At 60.9% G+C, this 20,953-nt stretch carries 15 protein-coding genes; 5 read left to right on the top strand and 10 right to left on the bottom strand.

Annotated features, from left to right (window positions below; all coding sequences use genetic code 11):
- Window positions 1-1,025: 1,025 nt before the first annotated feature.
- Window positions 1,026-1,982 carry a S8 family serine peptidase gene (locus tag KHP60_RS03945; RefSeq protein ID WP_213562272.1) on the top strand — a complete coding sequence of 319 codons (957 nt, stop codon included), beginning with the start codon at window positions 1,026-1,028 and terminating at the stop codon, window positions 1,980-1,982.
- 178 nt (window positions 1,983-2,160) lie between these two features.
- On the opposite strand, the gene KHP60_RS03940 is transcribed toward KHP60_RS03945, so the two are convergent.
- The 6 genes from KHP60_RS03940 to KHP60_RS03915 all read right to left on the bottom strand — a co-directional run bounded on the left by KHP60_RS03940 (window position 2,161) and on the right by KHP60_RS03915 (window position 9,626).
- Complete coding sequence (locus KHP60_RS03940) at window positions 2,161-3,642, bottom strand: mannitol dehydrogenase family protein (RefSeq protein ID WP_213562271.1); 1,482 nt, start codon at window positions 3,640-3,642, stop codon at window positions 2,161-2,163.
- Window positions 3,639-5,321, bottom strand: a complete 1,683-nt coding sequence (locus tag KHP60_RS03935) for a GMC family oxidoreductase (protein WP_213562270.1) — start codon at window positions 5,319-5,321, stop codon at window positions 3,639-3,641. Before KHP60_RS03935 ends, KHP60_RS03940 begins: the two co-directional genes overlap by 4 nt.
- Window positions 5,322-5,342: 21 nt before the next feature.
- On the bottom strand, window positions 5,343-6,476 hold the full coding sequence (locus KHP60_RS03930) for an ABC transporter ATP-binding protein (protein WP_213562269.1): 1,134 nt from the start codon (window positions 6,474-6,476) through the stop codon (window positions 5,343-5,345).
- Between the two features lie 14 nt (window positions 6,477-6,490).
- The gene (locus KHP60_RS03925) at window positions 6,491-7,312 is read right to left on the bottom strand and encodes a carbohydrate ABC transporter permease (protein WP_213562268.1); all 822 of its coding nucleotides are present in this window, start codon (window positions 7,310-7,312) and stop codon (window positions 6,491-6,493) included.
- Between the two features lie 9 nt (window positions 7,313-7,321).
- Complete coding sequence (locus tag KHP60_RS03920; RefSeq protein ID WP_213562267.1) at window positions 7,322-8,242, bottom strand: carbohydrate ABC transporter permease; 921 nt, start codon at window positions 8,240-8,242, stop codon at window positions 7,322-7,324.
- Between the two features lie 67 nt (window positions 8,243-8,309).
- Complete coding sequence (locus KHP60_RS03915; protein WP_213562266.1) at window positions 8,310-9,626, bottom strand: sugar ABC transporter substrate-binding protein; 1,317 nt, start codon at window positions 9,624-9,626, stop codon at window positions 8,310-8,312.
- 463 nt (window positions 9,627-10,089) lie between these two features.
- Here KHP60_RS03915 and KHP60_RS03910 point away from each other — a divergent pair, with 463 nt between their 5' ends.
- The 4 genes from KHP60_RS03910 to KHP60_RS03895 are packed head-to-tail and all read left to right on the top strand — an operon-like array spanning window position 10,090 to window position 15,820.
- On the top strand, window positions 10,090-11,190 hold the full coding sequence (locus KHP60_RS03910) for a branched-chain amino acid ABC transporter substrate-binding protein (RefSeq protein ID WP_213562265.1): 1,101 nt from the start codon (window positions 10,090-10,092) through the stop codon (window positions 11,188-11,190).
- 24 nt (window positions 11,191-11,214) lie between these two features.
- A complete protein-coding gene (locus KHP60_RS03905) occupies window positions 11,215-14,403 on the top strand; it encodes a response regulator (protein WP_213562264.1) in 3,189 nt (1,062 codons plus the stop codon).
- A complete protein-coding gene (locus tag KHP60_RS03900) occupies window positions 14,400-14,777 on the top strand; it encodes a response regulator (protein ID WP_213562263.1) in 378 nt (125 codons plus the stop codon). The genes KHP60_RS03905 and KHP60_RS03900 overlap by 4 nt, the downstream gene beginning before the upstream one ends.
- Entirely contained in the window at window positions 14,774-15,820 is a 1,047-nt protein-coding gene (locus tag KHP60_RS03895) for an adenylate/guanylate cyclase domain-containing protein (protein WP_213562262.1), read from the top strand. Before KHP60_RS03900 ends, KHP60_RS03895 begins: the two co-directional genes overlap by 4 nt.
- A 21-nt stretch (window positions 15,821-15,841) precedes the next feature.
- Here KHP60_RS03895 and lpdA read toward each other — a convergent pair whose 3' ends face one another.
- Genes lpdA through KHP60_RS03875 form a run of 4 tightly spaced genes read right to left on the bottom strand, consistent with a single transcriptional unit; the run spans window position 15,842 to window position 20,821 of the window.
- Window positions 15,842-17,239: a dihydrolipoyl dehydrogenase gene (gene lpdA, locus KHP60_RS03890; RefSeq protein WP_213562261.1), complete on the bottom strand. Its 1,398-nt coding sequence runs from the start codon at window positions 17,237-17,239 to the stop codon at window positions 15,842-15,844.
- Between the two features lie 5 nt (window positions 17,240-17,244).
- Window positions 17,245-18,570, bottom strand: a complete 1,326-nt coding sequence (locus KHP60_RS03885) for a dihydrolipoamide acetyltransferase family protein (protein WP_213562260.1) — start codon at window positions 18,568-18,570, stop codon at window positions 17,245-17,247.
- Window position 18,571: 1 nt separating this feature from the next.
- Window positions 18,572-19,585 (bottom strand): alpha-ketoacid dehydrogenase subunit beta, encoded by a 1,014-nt coding sequence (locus KHP60_RS03880; RefSeq protein WP_213562259.1) that lies wholly within the window; start codon window positions 19,583-19,585, stop codon window positions 18,572-18,574.
- Window positions 19,586-19,588: 3 nt separating this feature from the next.
- Complete coding sequence (locus KHP60_RS03875) at window positions 19,589-20,821, bottom strand: 3-methyl-2-oxobutanoate dehydrogenase (2-methylpropanoyl-transferring) subunit alpha (RefSeq protein WP_213562258.1); 1,233 nt, start codon at window positions 20,819-20,821, stop codon at window positions 19,589-19,591.
- Between the last annotated feature and the right edge of the window lie 132 nt (window positions 20,822-20,953).

Here is a 20,953-nt window from a genome sequence, read left to right as displayed (position 1 = left end):
TTCAGATCGACGTCGCGAAGAGCGGTGGCCTAGCCTTCGAGAAGGTCTCAGCTGCCGCCAAGGAAGGCAACAATGGCGGCGGGAGAGGGAACGGCGGAGGCAACAACGGCAATGCTGGGAATAACGGGAGCTCTGGAAACAATGGGAACTCCGGAAGTAATGGCAACTCCGGGAATAATGGGAACTCCGGGAACAACGGGAACGCTGGGAATAAAGGGAATGCCGGCGGCAACGGCGCCTCGGGAAACAATGGAGCCGCAGGTGGCGCCGGGAATAACGGAAACGGCAAAGGCAATGGCAACGCGGGCGGAGTGGGCAACGGAGGTGGCAGAAGTGCCAGCAACGCGAATGCGGGACAAAACAATTCTGGCAGCCGGGGAAGCGCATCAAGTCAGGGAGGCACTTCGAGCCCTGGACAATCGTCAAGCCAAGGAGCCTCGTCCCGCGGGGGCAATTCAGCAGGTCAAGGAAAGGCCTCAGACAAGGGCAAGGCGTCGGGCCCGAAAGCAGGCAATGGTCTAGGTATCGGTCAGTCGGCATCCCCTATAACTGGCGGACTGACGGCCCTTTTCGGAGCGATCTCCGATAGCTTTCGCCCCCGTGTGGCGACGCCAGTGAGAGCCGTTGAAAAAGCCAAAACTCGCAAGAGCACCGCGAAAGAAAAATCCAGGTCACCGATTTCCGAATCGAAACAATCTGCATCCCGTCGCGCGGGCCAGAACGGCAAAGCAGAGGCTGCCATTGATAGCAGAGGTACGCGAAGGACAGGAACGAAGGCGCATGCAACAGAGCCAATGCGGCCCTCTCGTCCTGCTCCCCCAGCAGCAACGGCGGACCGATCTCTCCCCAAACCCGTTCGTGCCAAGCATTCGATTGTTGCGGTTGGCCTGACATCAATCAGCTTGGCTCGGTTGAGCGCACAAGGGTTCCGAACGGAAATGCAGACAACGGGCACCCTTGCGAACGTGGTCCGACTCATCCCGCCGCGGGGAGTATCACTCGGTGAGGCACAGCGCAGGGTGCGTATGGTCGATGCAGGCGCGGCAGCCGACTTCGACCACTACTACTACACGGACGAAGGCTCAGCCTGCTCCGGGCCAAGCTGCGAGGCAATTTCGCTCGTCGGCTGGAGCGAATCCGCCTCCGAACAATGCGGCCCCGTTCCGACCATCGGCCTGATCGACACAGGCATCAACCGCGATCATGAAGCTCTGAAAGGACAGTCGATCGAAGTCCTGTCGGGTCTCGAGCTTCGCGGCAACCCGTCTCAGCAGGATCACGGTACAGCTATAGCGGCGATCCTCGTGGGCCGGAGCGGCAGCAGCACTCCCGGCCTCCTTCCCGGCGCGCGCCTTCTGGCCGTGGATGCCTTCTATCGCGATGGAGGGACCGCGGATCGGACCGACGTGATAACGCTCGTCCGGGCGTTGGAGACGCTGGCGGAACGCAACGTGCGTGTCGTCAACATGAGCCTGTCCGGTTCGTCCAATGAAGTCTTGAAGCGAGCGATTGCTTCCGCCCAAGCGAAGGGCATGGTCATTGTTGCGGCGGCGGGCAATAATGGGGCGGGTGCAGAGCCGTCCTATCCCGCCGCCTATCCCGGAGTGATCGCCGTCACCGCTGTGGACAAGAAGCTGGCGATCTATTCCCGGGCGACGCAGGGTGAATTTATCGACCTAGCGGCTCCCGGAGTGGATCTTTGGACAGCCTCCGCTGATGGAGGAGGCTCCGTCAGGAGCGGGACATCCTACGCAGTGCCGTTCATATCAGCCGCAGCAGCGATCCTCAATGCTTCCACCGGCACATTGAATGCAACAGATCTTCAGGCGACGCTCGAGAGCAGCACCCTCGATCTTGGCGCGCCGGGCCGCGACAAGACTTACGGCTACGGGCTCCTTCAGGCCGCGAACCTATGCTCGCCCAGTCAAGGCGAGACGCCCGTTGCACATTCCGCAACGGACCCGAACTCCGAGCTTCCCTAGCCGGCGCTTTTTGCGGTCGAAATCATCATGCGAAAGGGGAGAACCCTGCGAAGTCGTAGAAGTGCTAGGCACCCATGTCATGATCGGTCAGAACACAACTCTCGAAGAGGAGAGTGAGCCATGAGGGCACTGGCGCTCGGCCCTGTAAAGGGGCAGATCGACATGTGCGCCTGAAGGTTCAGACGCTGCCGTTCAAGTAGCGCTGCAACGTAGCCGGAGTCCCGTCGCGCCACAGGCTCTTCAAAGCCGTCTCGAACCGAGACCGAAACTGCGGTGCATCTGCGACATCGCCAAAGATGTCGCGCAGATCGAGAAAGGATGCCGGATCGTCCTTCGAAGCCAAGGCTGCGGCTGTGAGGCGGCCGGCATTGGGATCATCAAGGTTGAAAGGCTTACCGGCATCGGTCGTCCCAGCGCAGTACCGGCACCACAGGGCCGATTCAAGGGCCAGACCCGTCACGTCGGCCCCTGCCTTCAGGCGATCCCGCGTCGAAGGCAGGATGAACTTGGGCTGCCGATTGGAACCATCCTGGGCCAGACGCGGGATCGTATCTCCTACGTCCGGATTAGCGAAGCGGCGAGCGATCAGCTGGTAGTAAGCTTGAAGGTCGACACCGGGCACGGGCGGCACGCAGGGAATGATCTCTTCGGCCTCAAGCTTGTCCAAGAAGCCCCGCACGAGTGGATCCGCCATGGCGTCGTGCACGAAGTGGATCCCCAGGAGCCCTGCCGGATAGGCAATGGCGGCATGACCGCCGTTCAATATCCGAAGCTTCATCAACTCGAAGGCCGCTACATGCGGGGTGAAGGTAACGCCGACGTCCTCCAGGGCTGGACGGCCCGTCGGGAAATTGTCCTCCAGAACCCACTGACGGAACGGTTCGCAGAAAACCGGCCAATTATCCTGGATGCCAAAGTGTTCCATCAGAATCGTACGCTCGCGGTCAGACGTCGCGGGTGTGATGCGGTCGACCATGCTGTTGGGAAAGGCCACCTGCTCTCGCACGTAAGCCGCCAGCGAAGGATCCACGAGATCGGCGAGTCCTGCCACGGCATCCCTCGCCACTTGGCCATTGTGGGGGATGTTGTCGCACGACATCACCGTGAAAGGTGCTCGACCTTCATCGCGACGGCGCTTCAACGCCGCGAGGAGAAGCCCGAACACGCCCCGGGGCGCATCCATGTGAGCGGCATCATAAACAATGTCCGGATGGTCCGGATTGAACGATCCCGTGGCTGGATCGATGCAATAGCCGCCTTCCGTGACGGTCAGGGAAACGATGCGCAGCGCGGAATCATCGAGAGCATCGACGATGGCACGTCCATCCTCATTGACGGGCACGAAGCCTATCATGGCGCCGGTCACCCGGGCGACGTTGGCGCCTGGCTCGAGCTCCACCACCGTCGTCAGCCAGTCCTGAGGCTCCAGCGCCTGCCGCATCGCCCTGTCGCCGGCACGGATGCCCGCGCCGATCAGACCCCAGTCGAGATCCTTTCCGGCATTGAAGAGATCGTCCAGATACACGGCCTGATGGGCACGGTGGAAGTTGCCGACGCCGATGTGCAGGATGCCCGCCTTAAGCTCATCCCGAGCATAGCGAGGCCTGGCGACACTGGACGGCAGGTTCACGAGATTGGCAAGATTCAAGCTCTGATTCATGGCGGATGGACCTGATCGGGAATAGAGGAAACGTGGTTCGATGGAGCAGCTGCCTGTTCACGGGGCATGCGGCCATGACCTGTGATGATGTCAACGGCTTTGTCGGCGATTGCCAGCACCGGGGCATTCGTGTTGCCGCTAGGGATGGTCGGCATGATGGAGGCGTCGACGATCCTCAAACTCTCAATGCCACGGACTGTCAAGTCCGACGCGACCACGGCTAGGGGATCGGACGCGCAGCCCATGCGACAGGTACCAACCGGATGGTAGTTCGTTTTCACCGTTCTGCGGCAATGATCGGCGAGGTCCACATCTGAAATTACGGCCCGTCCGGGAAAGAGTTCATGGTCGACCATTTCCCTAACGGGACTTGTCGCGAGAACCTCTCGGGCGTAGCGCAACCCGGCAATGGTCAGGCGAAGATCGTCCTCATCACCGAAGAACTGAGGATCCACCCGCGGCAACGCGGTTGGGTCTGCGGATGCAAGCCGCACGGATCCACGTGCCTTCGGGCGCAACAAACAAGGGTTCAACGTCACCCCATGGGTCGGCTCGATCCCTGAGACATCACGGTCGAGATAAACCGTAGGCACGCAATAAAGCTGGATCGTCGGCCTCTCGCCGCCATCGGGGTCGATGAAGGCGCAGGCCTCCACGCCCGTGGTGGTGACAGCTCCAGATTTGAACAGCATGTATTGCAAACCATTGCTCAGCATTGCGAGGCCGCGATCCTGCCCGAAATATCCGAAAGCTCCCGATGTCGCTGCAACAACGGGGACTTCGTGATGATCCTGCAGGTTCCGGCCGACGCCGGGCAGGTCGGCGACAATCGTGAAGCCGTGGCCGGAAAGCTCGTCAGCCGGACCGATGCCGGACAGCATCAGAAGCTTCGGTGTCATGTAGGTTCCCGCCGCGAGGATCACCTCCGCGTCGGCGAAAGCGGTTTCCGATCCGGCGGGCCCGTGAAACTCCACACCTATCGCACGGCTTTTCTCCAACTGGATGCGAGTGACCGTCGTCTCTGTCGCCACGGTCAGTTTCGGATGGGAGAGTACCGGCCGAAGAAATGCGTCGACCGCGCTGCACCGGCGGCGGGTGGTCCAATCGATCGTGTGCTGCATGAACCCGACGCCGTTCTGCCGGGTTCCATTAAAGTCGGGCGTAAAGGGAACGCCCCGCTCCTGCATCGCCTGCACAAAGGCACGGCTCATGGCCGAGTGCTGTCCCAGGTGAGACACCTTCAAGGGACCGCTGACACCGTGATAGGGCGCGCCCAGGTGATCGTTGCCTTCCTGCCGAATGAAATAGGGAAGAAGATCCCTGTAGCCCCACCCGGCGCCGCCCAATGCCTCGTCCCACCCGTCGTAATCGGCCGCTTGGCCGCGGATATAGACCATCGCGTTGACCGCACTGCCTCCACCCAGCACCTTGGCCTGCGGCACGATGGGCGCGCGGCCACCAAGCCGCTCCTGAGGGAGAACGTGGTGCATCGTCAGGTAGGTGTCCCGCGCGAGAAACTTCATGTAACCCGCCGGCATCGCAAGGATAGGACTTACCCGGCGGGGACCCGCCTCGACGAGCAGCACCCGAGCATCATGCTCGGCCACGAGGCGGCTTGCCACGACGCATCCTGCACTGCCGCCGCCAACCACGATGTAATCAAATCGCTTTGATGCCATTGGTCGCTTCCGACAACGGCCTCAGCTCGCCTTGTGGGTCGGCATCCGACGCAAACTGGCCAACGGGTGCCGCTGCACGCGCTCGATTGCGAGGCCATCGCCATCGAACAGATGGCAGGTCGCTGAATCGAGTCTGATGGCGATGCGTTCATGAACGCCTGTCGGGATCTCTCCGTCTGCCTGCACAGTCAGCATCGTACCGTCCTTGAGCTGAGTATAGAGAAACGTTTCACCCCCAAGGCGCTCGACCACCATCACCTCGCCGACGATCTCCCCTTCTCCTGCCAGCCCCATGTGCTCGGGACGCACGCCAAGGGTCACCGTATCCCCGACCTTGTGGCGGCCGGATCGGACCGGAACCGCCAGATTTGCTCCACCGGCAAGCTGGATGGTGGTCTCTGCATCCGTCACCGCAGTGACCATGGCGGGAAGGAAGTTCATCTTGGGGCTGCCGATGAAGCCCGCGACGAACAGGTTTCTCGGATGATGATAGAGTTCCAGCGGCGTGCCGGCCTGCTCGACGATGCCTCCTTGCAGCACCACGATCTTGTCCGCCATCGTCATGGCCTCGACCTGATCGTGGGTGACATAGATCATGGTCGCAGCCAGTTCGTCGTGCAGACGAGCCAGTTCGATACGCATCTGGACGCGCAGCGCCGCATCGAGGTTGGATAGCGGCTCGTCGAAGAGAAATACCTTGGGCTTGCGCACGATGGCCCGGCCGATCGCAACGCGCTGCCGCTGACCGCCGGACAATTCCTTCGGCTTCCGGTCCAAAAACTTGTCGAGGTGCAGGATGCGCGCTGCTTCCGCCACCTTGGCACGCCGCTCCTCCTTGGACACGCCGGCAAGACGCAGCGAGAAGCCCATGTTATCCGCAACGGACATATGCGGATAGAGGGCATAAGATTGGAACACCATGGCGAGTCCACGCTCCGATGGCGGCACATCATTGACCTTTTGGCCATCGATCAGAAGGTCTCCCTCGGTGATCTCCTCGAGACCGGCGATCATCCGCAGAAGCGTCGACTTTCCACATCCGGAAGGGCCGACGAAGACGCAGAATTCTCGGTCGTCGATGGACAGGTCGATACCTTTGATGACCTGCACAGTGCCGTAGCTCTTCTCAATGCCTTTGAGGACGATCGTCGCCATGCTGCACTTCCCATTTACTTGACGGCGCCAAAGGTCAGGCCTCGAACGAGTTGGCGCTGGCTCATCCAGCCGAAGACCAGGATGGGTGCGATGGCGATCGTCGACGCGGCAGAGAGCTTGGCCCAGAATAACCCTTCGGGCGCAGAGAACGAGGCGATGAAGGTGGTCAGTGGCGCCGCCTCCGAGGTGGTGAGGTTAAGGCTCCAGAATGCCTCATTCCAGCACAGGATGATGGACAGAAGTGCCGTCGATGCGATGCCGGGCAGTGACAGGGGCAGGAGGAGCATCCAGACTTCCTGTTTCGGTTTAGCCCCGTCCATGCGCCCGGCCTCGAGAATGTCCTTCGGCACTTCCTTGAAGAATGTGTAGAGCATCCATACGACGATCGGCAGGTTCATGAGCGTGTAGACCACGATCAGGCCCCAGCGCGTATCGATGGCGCCGGCATCCCGGAAAAGCAGATAAATCGGGATCAAGACGCCGACCGCCGGCATCATCTTGGTCGACAACATCCAGAGCAGAAGGTCCTTCGTGCGCCTACCTGGGAAGAATGCCATGGCGTAGGCGGCCGGAACGGCGATGAGGGTCGCCAGAAGCGTGGCTCCGACCGAGATGACGATGCTGTTGATGGCGAAATGGATGTAGTCGGCCCGCTCGCGCACTGTGACGTAGTTTTCCAGTGTCGGGCTGAAGAAGAGTTTCGGCGGCGTCGCAATCGCCTCCACCTCGGTCTTGAAGCTCGTCAGGATCATCCAGAATATTGGGAAGAAGATCAGCCCTGCGGCGAGCCATCCGGCTAGTGTGAGGATGATCTTTTCACGGGTTCTGGGATGCATGGCTCGACCTCAATCGGTGATGTTCTTGGCAATCGAGCGGACAAGGAAGATCGCCACGATATTGGCTAGGATCACGGCAATGACCCCGGCAGCTGACGCGCCGCCCACGTCGTACTCACGCAAGGCCCGCAAATAGATCAGGAAGGCCAGATTGGTTGACGCGAGACCAGGCCCGCCCGAGGTTGTGACGTAGATCTCGGCGAAGACCGACAGCAGGAAGATCGTCTCGATCATGATGACCACGCTGATGGCGCGGCCGAGGTGGGGCAGGATGATGAAGAAGAACATCGAGAACGGCCCGGCGCCGTCCATGCGCGCTGCCTCCTTCTGCTCGCTATCGAGCGATTGGATTGCGGTGAGCAGGATCAGCAGAGCGAAGGGCAGCCACTGCCACGCGACAATGATGATGACGGAGGTCAGTGGGAAACTGCCGAAGAAGTCGATGGCCGGCAGGCCAAGGGAGCGTGCGAAGAATGCGAAGAGCCCGTTGACCGGGTGCATCAGCATGTTCTTCCAAATCAACGCACTAACCGTCGGCATGACGAAGAACGGAGCGATGGCCAGCAGGCGGGCAATGCTCCGGCCGTAAAAATCCTGGTCGAACAGGACGGCAAGGAGCGTGCCCAAACCCACGGTGATCACGAGCACCCAGAAGACCAGGAAAAGCGTGTTCGCCATTGCCGTCCAGAGCGACGGATCGGTCAACAGGAAGGTGTAGTTCTCGAAGCCTGCGAACCCGCCGACGGATGGATCGAGCAGGTTGTAGTATTGAAACGAAAACCAGAGCGTCATCGCGAGCGGCACGATCATCCAGAGGAACAGGACGACCACGGACGGCGCGATCAACGGCAGGGTTCTGACATTGCGCTGGATGCGCCTCCCAGCAGGAGCCGTGGCGCTGGGGACAGTAACGGTGGTGGTGCTCGCCATCTCGGTTGCTCACTCTGAAGAGAGCAATCGGCGGGGGCTAGTATCCGCCGATTGCGTGACAACCGGCCTATTTCGGATAGCCTGCCTGCTTCATCGTGCGCTCCGTAGAGCGTTGCGCCGTTTCCAGCGCCTGCTCCACGGTCGTCTGCCCGGCCAAAGCTGCGGCGATCTGCTGCCCGACCGCCGTGCCGATGCCCTGGAATTCGGGAATGGCGACATACTGGATGCCGATATAGGGGACGGGATCCTTCGTCGGTTTGGTCAGATCAGCATTGACGATCGCGTCATAGACCACTTTCGCGAAGGGCGCAGCCTTCTGATACTCGGGATTGTCGTAGGTCGACTTGCGCGTGCCGGGAGGAGCGGCGACCCAACCGGCTTCGCCGCCTACCAGCGTGATATAGTCTTTCGACGTGGCCCATTTCACGAAGGATTTGGCGGCATCGACCTTCTTCGAGGAGGCAGGAATGCCAAGCGACCAAGCCCAGAACCAGCCGGAGCCGTTGCTTGTGACCTGCACTGGCGCCGCCGTGAAAGCGGTCTTGTCCGCAACTTGGCTTTCTTTCGGGTTGTAGATGTAACCTGCCGCTGATGTAGCATCGACCCACATGGCGCAATGTCCCGTCGCGAACAGCGCACGGTTCTCATTGTGCCCATTCGCAGTCGCGCCAGGAGGCCCGTACTCCCGCATGTTCTTGACATAGTAATTGATCGCGTTCTTCCATGGCTCCGTCGTGAGCTGCGGTTCCCACTTCTCGTTGAACCAGCGTCCGCCGAAGGCATTCACCATGGGGCCGATAAAGGCCATGTTCTCGCCCCAGCCCGGCTTCCCGCGCTGGCAGAAGCCGTATTGTTCCTTCGACTTGTCAGTCAGCTTGGCCGCGTATTCCGCGATCTGATCGTAATTGGGCTTGTCCGGCATCTTGATGCCGGCCTGATCGAACAGATCCTTGCGATAGAATGTGAACGAGCTTTCGGCATAGAACGGCACGGCATAGAGCTTGCCGTTATAGGAAAGGCCATTCTTCACGGACGGGATGATGTCGGCATAGTCATAATCGGCGCCGAGATTGTCGAGGGTGACGAGCCAGTTCTGCTTGCCCCAGATCGGCGCCTCATAGGAACCGATCGTGATGATATCGAACTGCCCGCCCTTGGTGGCGATATCGGTTGTCGCGCGTTGGCGAAGCACGTTCTCCTCGAGCACCACCCAGTTCAACTTGTTGCCCGTTGCCTGCTCCCACTTCGGCGACAGCCGCTGCATGATGATCATGTCAGCATTATTGACCGTCGCGATCGTCAAGGTCTGGCCTTGAGCCAATGCCAGACCCGCGCCTGCAATCCAACCTGCTGCAGACAATAGTGTAAGCTGCCTCAACTGCATTGTTTCCTCCCGACGGACGTGGATTTTGAACTGTTTTTAGTTGTAAGAATGAATGCTCTCATGGCCAGTAGAGCACGTCAATTACTCAGCCTAAGCCTGGGCTCCTCTATCAAATATCAAAATTTATGATCGTTTTTGCTTATTGCTTTCTATTGCGTGATCTTCACGCTCCTAAGACTTGCCGTGATCATGGTCGGACCTAGTTAGGGCTGCCACAGTACTACGGGCCATATGCCAGCCCCTTGAGTTGGCAGTGAACAGCATCGACCCTCGAGATCAGATCGTTTAGTATGAGCACTGGAGCGTAGCTAATTGCTGTCGGCGAAAGGCTTTCGTGTTTGGTGGAAGGGCCTCGGCGTGCAGATGATGTTCCCCAACCCGATATCGGAAGCAATATAACATTCGAACCTCTCCGTCAGCGGTGGACACGCCATTGATGCACCCGGATTTCGGGAGGCTCGCCATGAGACAGCTGCTGTGGAGTCTTTCCATCGTCTTCATTTGGACGATGAGTTCCGCCGCAGCCAAAGCCGAAATCCTGATCGGCATGGCAGGAGCTCTGACGGGCCCTAATGCCTATCAGGGTGAGCAGCAGCAGCAGGGCGTTGAAATGGCTGTCGCCGACCTCAACGCCGCCGGTGGCATTCTCGGTCAACAATTGAGGCTGATTTCCGTCGACGATGCGTGCGACAGCGGCCAAGCCGTCGCCGCTGCGCAAAGGCTGGTTGCTGCCAAAGTGTCGTTTGTCGTTGGGCACCAATGCTCGGGAGCGTCCATTCCAGCCGCCGCGATCTATACGAGAGCCGGCATCATCCAGATGACGCCGGCTTCCACCAATCCCCGCCTCACGGAAGAGGGCCGCACCAACGTCTTCCGCATCTGCGGGCGCGACGATCAGCAGGGTGCCATCGCCGGTGACTTCCTCGCTGCGCGATGGCGAGGGGCCAGGATCGCCATCGTCAATGACGGCTCCGTCTACGGCAAGGGCCTTGCCGAAGAGACCCGGCGACAGCTCCGAAAGCATGGGATCACCGAAACTCTCTATGAGGAATTGATGCCCGGATTGAGCGACTACTCTGGGCTGATTGCGAGATTGCGGGCGGCCGGTATCGAGATCGCCTATTTTGGCGGCTACTACCGGGAAGCGGCGCTGCTGATCCGCGGTGCTCGCGAGGAAGGCTATCAATTACAGCTGGTGTCCGGAGACGGCATTGCCAGCGAAGCCTTCGTGCAGGTTACCGGAGAAGACGGCAAAGGCACCATTTTCACCTCTTTCCGCGACCCGCGCCGGAGCCCGGTCGCGGCATCCGTTGTCGATCGCTTCCGCCAGCAGGGCTTCGAGCCCGAGGGCTATACGCTCTACAGTTACGGAGCCATCCAGGCTTGGGCCCAGGCAGCCACGAAGGCAGGATCGACAGAATTCAAAGCCGTCATCGATGCGCTGCGCAGAAATGAGTTCGATACGATCCTTGGACGGATCAGCTTCGATGCCAAGGGCGATGTAAGACAGCCTGGATTCGAGTGGTTCGTGTGGCGGAGTGACCGGTATGTTCCCCTGGAGTGAGGGAGGGGCAATGCCCTTACCATCATGCCCGATCGGCTGAGCGTACGCTGGCGCCTGCTGCTTGCGTTTCTCGGAATCAGCGCCTTCGCGGTGCTCGCCGCCGCTGCGGGCACCTACGCCTTCCGCCAGATGGCCTATGTCATCGAGCGGATCACGGAACAACGTGTGCCCTCGGCACTCACCGCACTCGATCTGTCCCGGCAGGCCGAACGCATCGTCGCCGCCGCTCCCACTCTGCTGAGCGCGCGCTCACAGGGGCAATACCAGGAGATCTCGGCAACGATCACGGCAGAGGTCGATCGTTTGGAGACCCTGCTTGCGCTGATCAGGAGCGATGTCGATCCTGCGATGGGGACGGCCATGGAACCCTCCGTCGAAAGGCTCCGTCGCAACCTCACAGCTCTCGCTGGTCTCGTCGCCGGTCGGCTTGCCGTCTCAGATCACAAGGATGCTCTCCTCCGGCGTCTTTCGAATGCCACCGTGGCAGCGCAACGCGTGGTCGCCCCTGCCCTCGTGGTTCTGGATTCAAAGTTTGCAGCCTCCCACCGTGAGCAGCCGACCCAGGGCTCCCCCCAGCCTCCCGCGGTTGTCATCCAGGAGATAGCCGAAAACTTGCTGATGCAGAAGGCGCAACTCGAATTCGCGGCGATCAGCGATGGTCTGCTCAAAGCCTCCTTGGCTGAGAATTCAGCGGACATTGCCGTCCTGAGCTTTCCCTTGAACCGATCGCTTTCGGCTTTGCGTCAAATCTCATCGGATCTGACCGATCCACGTCTGCGCTCCCGTTTCGATCAGCGCATCGCCGATTTCGCAAAGCTGGTCGAAGGGCCAGACAGTATCCTTTCGGCACGGAGGACGGAGCTCGGACTCGTCGAGGATGCCGAGCGCCTCTTGCAGGAAAATGCCGGTCTGTCGTCTCAACTCACCAAGGCTGTTGACGGGCTCGTCAATACGGCCCGGCAGGATATTCAGGCTGCCGGTCGAGAAGCGCTGATGACGCAACGCGTCGGCAACAATGTGCTCCGCGGCGTGGTCGCCTTGAGTCTCCTCAGCTCACTTCTCATCGTCTGGCTCTATGTCGACCGTAACCTGGTCGCGCGGCTGCGCAATCTGAGCGACAGCATGCTGGCCATTGCGGGCGGCAACCTGCGAGCCCCTCTTCCGGCAGATAGCGGCGATGAAATCGGTCAGATGGCGAAAGCGCTCGCCGTCTTCCGCGATACGGCGATCGAGGTCGAGGAGCAGAACCTGCGCGAAGTCGCCAACGCCCGACAGCGTCTGATCGATGCCATCGAGAGCATCAATGAGGGATTTGCACTCTACGATGCCGACGATCGCCTTGTCCTGTGTAACAGCCGCTATGAGGAGTTGCTTTATCCGGAAACGGATGTGCCCATGACGCCCGGCACGCCGTTCGAAACGGTGATCCGGCGCGCGGCGGAGCTCGGGCTTATTCAGGAAGCGAAGGGACGGATCGACGCTTGGGTCGCGGAGAGATTGGCCCGTCATAAGAACCCCGTTGCAGCCGAGGCTCAGCATCGTGATGGCGATCGCTGGATCCAGGTGAGCGAGCGCAGGATCGCCGGCGGCGGGACCGTTGCCGTCTATACCGACATTACCGACATCAAGCGCCACGCGGCACAGCTCGAACTTGCACGAGACCAGGCCATGGCGGCGACGAGGGCAAAGAGCCAGTTTCTCACCAATATGAGCCATGAACTGAGGACGCCGCTGAACGCCATCATCGGCATCACCGAGATGCTGAAGGAAGAGGCCCAGGAAACGGGCGAAGAACCACTGATCGAGCCGCTGGACCGGATCCATCATGCGGGTGCCCACCTTCTGGCTCTCATCAATGAGATCCTCGATCTTGCCAAGATCGAGTCCGGCAAGTTCGAACTTCATCCTGAGGAAGTCGATCTCGGGTGCTTGATGGAGGATGTTGCCAGAACGGCCATGCCCCTCGCGGAGAAGAACGGCAACCGGCTCGATATCAGAATCGCATCGGATCTCGGCCGCGTCCAGCTCGATCCCCTTCGAACCTCCCAGGTGGCGCTCAATCTCCTGAGCAACGCCTGCAAGTTCACGAGAAACGGCGCCGTCACTCTTCGCGCCAGTCGGGAGACCGGTTCGGGCGGAGATCTCGTGAGCATTTCCGTTCAGGATACCGGGATCGGCCTGACTGAGGATCAATGCGCCAAGCTTTTTCAGGAGTTCACTCAGGCCGACGGTTCGACAACGCGGAAATACGGGGGGACCGGACTTGGCCTCGCCATCAGCCGCCGGCTGTGCCGTCTCATGGGTGGAGAAATCGAAGTTCGAAGTACCGTGGGGAAGGGGAGCACTTTCACCGTCACGCTGCCTGCTGGGAAAGGCTCAACGGGCAAACCCGGCTCTCATTCCGACCTGAGGCACTCGCCGATCTACTCTCAACCAAATGGGCAGGGGCGACGCGCCCTGGTGATCGACGATGAGGATACGTCACGGGATATCCTGCGGCAGATCCTGACGCGCGAGGGCTTCGACGTCATGACGGCCGAAAGCGGTCTTCAGGGAGTCCAGATGGCCCGTGACTTTCGACCTTCTATCATCACGCTCGATGTCCTGATGCCCGATCCCGATGGCTGGAGCATCTTGCAGGAGCTAAAGCGTGATGCTGAGCTGAGGGACATTCCCGTCATCATGGTGACCATCGTCGATGAGGAGAACCGCGCCTATACCCTCGGAGCTGCAGCCTATCTGACGAAGCCGGTCAATCGGGAATGCCTCCTGAAGGCGCTTGCCTCCTGCCGTCCTGACCATGCGAGCCCACGGATCTTGGTCATTGAGGATGACCCCCATACCCGTGGATGGCTCACACGCATCCTGCGCGAGGATGGATGGGAGGCAGCCGAGGCGGAGAACGGGCACGTCGCCCTGGAACGCCTTCCCCTCGTCAATCCCGACATCGTCCTTCTCGATCTGATGATGCCCGAGATGGACGGCTTCGAGTTCGTCGATGTGATCCGCCGGGATGAGAAGACGCGCCATCTCCCCTTAATCGCGCTCACAGCCGCGGAGCTCAGCGAAGAGGATCATCGCCGCCTGAGCGGCGGCGTCCGGAAAATCCTGCGCAAACGGCTTGGCGGAAAGGATGAGGTGCTTTCCTCCCTGCGGGAGGTCATCGCCGATTGCCTGCGGCTTGGACGGGTGGATCATCAGGAGCGGATATGATCCGGATTCTGTATGTCGAGGACAACGAGGACAATGTGTACATGCTGTCTCAGCGCCTGAAGAAGCATGGCTTTGAGGTCATCGTTGCTTCCGATGGCGAGCAGGGTATCGAGATGGCCCGCCGGGAAAAACCCGATTTGATCCTGATGGATCTCGGCCTGCCGTCTCTCGACGGCTGGGGCGCAGCCCGTCTCCTGAAGGAGGCTCCTGAGACCAGGCCTATCCCGGTCATCGCGCTCTCTGCGCACACGATGCCCGGAGACAGGGAACGGGCATTGGCTGCAGGTTGCGACGAGTACGATACCAAGCCGGTCGAGTTCGAGAGACTTCTGGCGAAGATCGCCTACCTTCTGCAAGATCGGCCCCCACCATGATCTATGCCGGAGTGCGCATCCTCGTCGTGGATGACAACGAGGACAACCGATATACATTGACGCGCAGGCTGCATCGCGAGGGCTGGACGGATGTGGTCACGGCCGAGAATGGGCGCGAGGCATTGGACAAGATTGCACAGGAGCGCTTTGACCTCGTCCTGCTCGATATCATGATGCCCGACGTGAATGGATATGAGGTTCTGAGGCAGCTGAAGTCGGATCCGGCGACGCGCGACATTCCGGTCCTGATGATCTCGGCACTCTCCGAGTTCGAGAGTGTCGTCCGCTGCATCGAACTCGGGGCCGAGGATTACCTGCCCAAGCCTTTCAACCCGGCGCTGCTGCGGGCGAGAGTCGGCGCCTGCCTGGAAAAGAAGAGACTGCATGATCAGGAGTTGAGCTATATCGAGGAGATCGAGCGGCAACGATCCCGTTCCGAGGCGCTGCTCCATGCCATCCTTCCCGCCCAAGCGGTGGATGAGCTCGAGAGCTTCCAGAGCGTCACGCCCCGCCGCCATGAGAACGTCATTGTGCTCTTTGCGGACGTGGTCGGGTTTACGGCCTATTGCGATCTCCTCGCGCCCGAAGAGATCGTTGCCAACCTTCACGTCTTTGCCACGGCCTTCGAGGACTGCGCCGCGGAACACGGACTTGAGAAGATCAAGACCGTCGGCGACGGTCTCCTCGCCACCGCCGGTCTTCTCCTGCCCAATCCGGATCCGGTGATGTCCAGCATCGAATGCGCGGCATCGACCATCACCTCGGCCCGTCGCCTGCCGATTCCCTGGGATGTGCGGGTGGGCATACATGTCGGACCGGTCGTGGCCGGCGTCGTCGGCCGGCAGAAATTCAGCTTCGATATCTGGGGCGATACGGTCAATGTCGCGGCTCGCCTTGCTGCCTATGGCACGAGCGCCAGCATCAATATCAGCGCAGCCGCATGGGAACAGGTGAAAACCCGCATCAAGGCTGTGCCGTTGGGCCCGGTCCCGATCAAGGGCAAGGGCAATCTGGAGGCTTACCGCGTTGTCGTCTCGCACTAATCTGAAGCGAGGGAGATCACTTCAGATATGAAGTTCCTGCCCTAAAGCCTTGAGTGTCGCCTCTTGAAATGCCTCGCCTTGTGTCGGATGGGCATGAATCGTGCCTGCGATGTCCTCGAGGCGAGCACCCATCTCAAGCGCCAGGACGAAAGCCGCCGCCAGTTCGGAAACACCCTGCCCGACGGCCTGGATTCCAAGAACCAGATGATTGTCCGCCCGTGCAACGGCCCGAATGAAACCGTCCTCGGCGAGCTTGGTCATCGCCCGCCCGTTGGCCGAAAACGGGAACTGACCGACTTTGACGTCGACCTCCGTCCGACGTGCATCCTCCGGCGACAAGCCGACGGTGACGACCTCAGGATCGGTGAAGCAGACGGCCGGAATGCTGCGCTTATCCCAAGCGCGTTTGTGGCCCGCGATAATCTCCGCCGTCATCTCACCCTGCGCCATGGCGCGATGGGCCAGCATCGGCTCACCGGTCACGTCACCGATGGCATAGATCCCGCGCATGGATGTCTGGCATCTCTCGTCGATGCGGATGAAGGGTCCATCCATGTCGAGGACGAGCTCATCCAGTCCCCACTCTTGCGTGACAGGCCGCCTTCCGACCGTGACGAGGATCTTGTCGGCCGCCAGGGACTTCTCCGAACCGTCCCCGGCCTCGACCAGCAACGTACCGCCTGCTTTCGCCAAGCCCATCGCCTTGGCGCCGGTCATCACTTCGATGCCGAGGGCTTGCAACCTCTTGGCAACCGGGCGCGTCAGTTCGGCATCGTATTGCGGCAGGATCCGGGGCTGCGCTTCGACGACCGTCACCTTCGCTCCCATCTTCGCGAAGGCCGTGCCGAGTTCCAGGCCGATATAGCCGCCGCCGACCACGACAAGCCGCTCCGGAACGGATGTCAACGCCAGCGCTTCGGTGGAGGAGATCACAGGACCACCGAATGGCAGGTTTGGCAGCTCGACGGGAGCGGATCCTGTTGCGATCACGACGTTCTCGGCGCGAATGATCTGCCTACCGGTTTCCGTCTCCACTTCAACGGTTTTGCCGTCGCGAAAGCGCGCATGGCCCTGAACGATCTTCACCTTCGCCTTCTTGAGCAGGCCCGACACGCCACTGTTGAGGCGCCCGACGATGACGTCCTTCCAGGCTATGGTCTGGGAGAGATCGAGCTCCGGCTTCGTCGTCCTGATCCCAAGAGGATTCCGGCCATTCGCGAGATGAACGATCCTGTCGTATTCCTCCGCCGCATGAATAAGCGCCTTGGAGGGAATGCAGCCGACATTGAGGCAGGTTCCACCGGGCTTGCCCGCCTCGACGATGACCGTGTCGATTCCGAGCTGGCCCGCGCGGATGGCGCAGACATAGCCTCCAGGCCCGGCTCCGATGACGAGGAGCTTGCAGGAAATATCCTTCATCGACTTTAAGCCTCCACGAAGATCATCGCGGGTGTCTCCAGAAGCGCCTTGATGCGCTGCACGAAGACCGCCGCGTCCCAGCCGTCGATGATCCGATGATCAAAGCTGGAGGACAGGTTCATCATTTTGCGGGGGATGAAGGTCGATCCATCCCAGACCGGCCGTACCACCATCTTGTTGACGCCGATGATCGCGACCTCAGGATAATTGATGACCGGCGTGGTGACGATGCCGCCCATAGCGCCAAGCGACGTGATGGTGATCGTCGACCCGCTCAGTTCCTCACGACTCGCGAGACCGGACTTCGCCGCCTCCGCAAGCCTGTTCAGTTCTGCCGCGCACTCCCAGAGATCGCGCGCCTCCGCGTGCTTCACCACCGGCACCATGAGGCCGGAGCCCGTCTGCGTCGCAATTCCGATATGCACCCCCCCATGTTGATGGACGACGCCAGCGTCGTCATCATAGATGGCGTTCAGATGTGGCTGCTCCGCAATGGCTTTCACCATCGCGCGCATCAGGAACGGCAACAGGGTCAGTTTCGGACGGTCGGCCCGCTTGCTCGCATTGAGCCCCGCCCTCAGATCCTCGAGTGCCGTCACGTCGACTTCCTCGACATAGGTAATATGCGGGATGCGCGATTTCGCAATCGCCATCTTCTCCGCAATCTTGCGGCGCAGCCCGATGACCTTGATGTGCTCGACTGATGTGTTCTGAGACAGCCCCGGCGCCTTGGTGGACTGTCGTCCATGGGTGAAGAAGGCGTCCAGATCCTCATGGGTGATCCGGCCCGCGGGACCGGAGCCGGAAACCTGCCGCAGATCGACCCCGGCCTCGCGTGCTCTCAACCGGACGGCGGGCGAAGCAACCGGCTTCTCGCCCTCGGCGCGCGTCACGGGCGCGCGATGCATCTTTGCGGGAGGAGCCTGCGGTTTCTCTGTCGGCTGAGGTGGTGCGCTCTTGGCCTGCCGCTCGACGATGGCTTCAGGGACTTTGACCGCGCCATCCGCTTGGGCTTCTATTTCCTCGGTCCGGGCGGGCGACCCAGACGCCTTTTCTGCCGAACTGCTTTCAGAAGAGGCGCCGGCCTCCCCTTCCACCTTCAGGCGGATCAAAGGCGAGCCGATGGCCACCACGTCGCCGATCTCCGCCCCGAGCCACAGGATCTCGCCATCGACAGGAGAGGGAATTTCCACAGTCGCCTTGTCGGTCATAACCGCTGCCAGCACCGCATCCTCACGGACGAGATCGCCGACCTTGACGTGCCACTCGACGAGTTCGGCCTCGGCAATGCCTTCGCCGACATCGGGCATTTTGATCAGGTGCTCGCCCATGTCAGGCCTCCATCGTCTCGACAAGGGCGCGTCCGACACGGGCCGGCCCCGGGAAGTAATCCCATTCCTGAGCATGCGGATAAGGCGTATCCCATCCGGTCACCCGGGCGACGGGGGCTTCCAGCTGGAAGAAACAGTTTTCCTGGACAAGTGTGGCCAGTTCCGCCCCGAAGCCTGATGTGAGAGTGGCCTCGTGCACGACGACGCAGCGGCCCGTCTTCCTGACGGATGCTGCAATCGTTTCCATGTCGAGAGGGATCAACGTTCGCAGGTCGATGATCTCCGCATCGATGCCGGTCTCCGCTGCAGCCGCCTGCGCGACATAGACCATCGTTCCATAGGCCAGCACGGTGACGGCAGCACCTTCCCGCACGATCGAGGCCTTGCCGAGCGGCAGGCTGAAATGACCGGTCGGCACTTCGCTCAAGTCGTGCTTCGACCATGGAGTCACCGGTCGGTCGTGATGTCCGTCGAAGGGGCCGTTGTAGAGGCGCTTCGGCTCCAGGAAGATCACGGGATCGGGATCCTCGATGGCCGCGATCAGAAGCCCCTTGGCGTCATGGGGGTTGGACGGAACGACCGTTTTCAAGCCTGCCACATGGGTGAACAGCGCCTCGGGGCTCTGGCTATGGGTCTGTCCGCCGAAGATGCCGCCGCCGGTCGGCATGCGGATCACCATGGGACAGGTGAATTCGCCGTTCGAGCGGTAGCGCAGCCGGGCCGCCTCAGAGACGATCTGATCATAGGCCGGATACATGTAATCGGCGAACTGGATTTCGATGCAGGGTCGCAATCCGTAACTCGCCATGCCGATCGCCGTTCCGACGATGCCGGCTTCGCTGATCGGGGCATCGAAGCAGCGCGTCTTTCCATATTTCTGCTGGAGGCCGGCCGTGCAGCGGAAGACGCCGCCGAAATAGCCTACATCCTCGCCGAAAACCACGACACGCTCATCGCGCGCCATCATCACATCCATGGCATCGCGGATGGCTTCGATCATCGTCATGCGCGCCATGGCTCAGACCCCCGCCTGCTGGCGCTGACGGCGCAGATGCGGTGGCATTTCGGCATAGACGCCGTCGAACATCTCCCGCGCGGACGGCTTGGCACCGGCGTGAAGTGTGCCATAGCTCTCCGCCTCCTTCTGCGCTGTGATCACTGTATCGAGGATCTCGGCCTCCGCCTGCTTGTGCCGCTCCTCGGACCAGGCTTCCCGCAGGATGAGATGGTTTTTCAGCCGAATGATGGGATCGCCGAGAGGCCAGGCATCGGATTCCGTTTTCGGGCGGTAAGCCGAGGGATCGTCGGACGTCGAGTGGGCTCCGACCCGATAGGTGACGTATTCGACGAGCGTCGGTCCAAGATTGCGCCGGGCCCGTTCGGCAGCCCATTTCGCAACCGCATAGACCGCGAGATAATCGTTACCGTCGACCCGCAGCGAGGGAATGCCGAAGCCGAGCCCGCGGGCAGCGAAGGTCCCTGCCCCGCCTCGCGCGATGCCCTGGAACGTGGAGATCGCCCATTGATTATTGACGATGTTGAGAATGACCGGGGCCTTGTAGGTGGAGGCGAAGACGAGCGCCGCGTGAAAATCCGATTCCGCCGTCGATCCGTCTCCGATCCAGGCGGCGGCGATCTTGGTATCGTTCTGGATGGCCGAGGCCATCGCCCAGCCGACGGCCTGGACATATTGGGTGGCAAGATTGCCCGAGATCGTGAAGAACCCGTGCTCCTTGGAGGAGTACATGACGGGAAGTTGGCGCCCCTTCAGCGGATCCCGGGAATTCGAATAGACCTGACACATCATGTCGACCATGGAATAGCCGCCGGCGATCAGGAGACCGGCCTGCCGGTATGTCGGGAAGTTCATGTCGCCCGGCAACAAGGCCTTGCGGAAGGCGGAACTGATAGCCTCCTCCCCTAGGTGCTGCATGTAGAAGGAGGTTTTGCCCTGCCTCTGGGCGATCAGCATCCGCGCGTCGAAGGTGCGCAGCGTCATCATGTTGCGCATGCCCTCGATGAGTTCTTCATCGCTCAAGAGCCCGGCCCAGGGGCCGACCGCCTCTCCGGCCCGGTTGAGAACCCGGATGATGGAAAAGGCGAGATCGCGGATGGTTTCCGGATCCGCATCGACGGCAGGCCGGGGAACGGCTCCAGCCTTGGGAATCTTCACATTCGAGAAATCGGGGGCTCCCCCCGGTCGAACGGCCGGTTCGGGTACGTGAAGGGTCAGAGGTCCATAGTCGGTCATGGTCTTTTCGTTCTCCTCCCGAGAGAACTAGGAACGAAACACCATTCGGCCATAGGCTGAGCCATTTCTAAAGAGGAGAAAGCCGGTTATCGACAGGCTCCAGGAGAGCGCGTAGCGGCCCTGCGAGACGCC

This window comes from Microvirga sp. 3-52 (assembly GCF_018383585.1).
Classification (GTDB): Bacteria; Pseudomonadota; Alphaproteobacteria; order Rhizobiales; family Beijerinckiaceae; genus Microvirga.
Note: the sequence above shows the minus strand (reverse complement) of the source record. Positions and strands in the feature narration are given on the sequence as shown.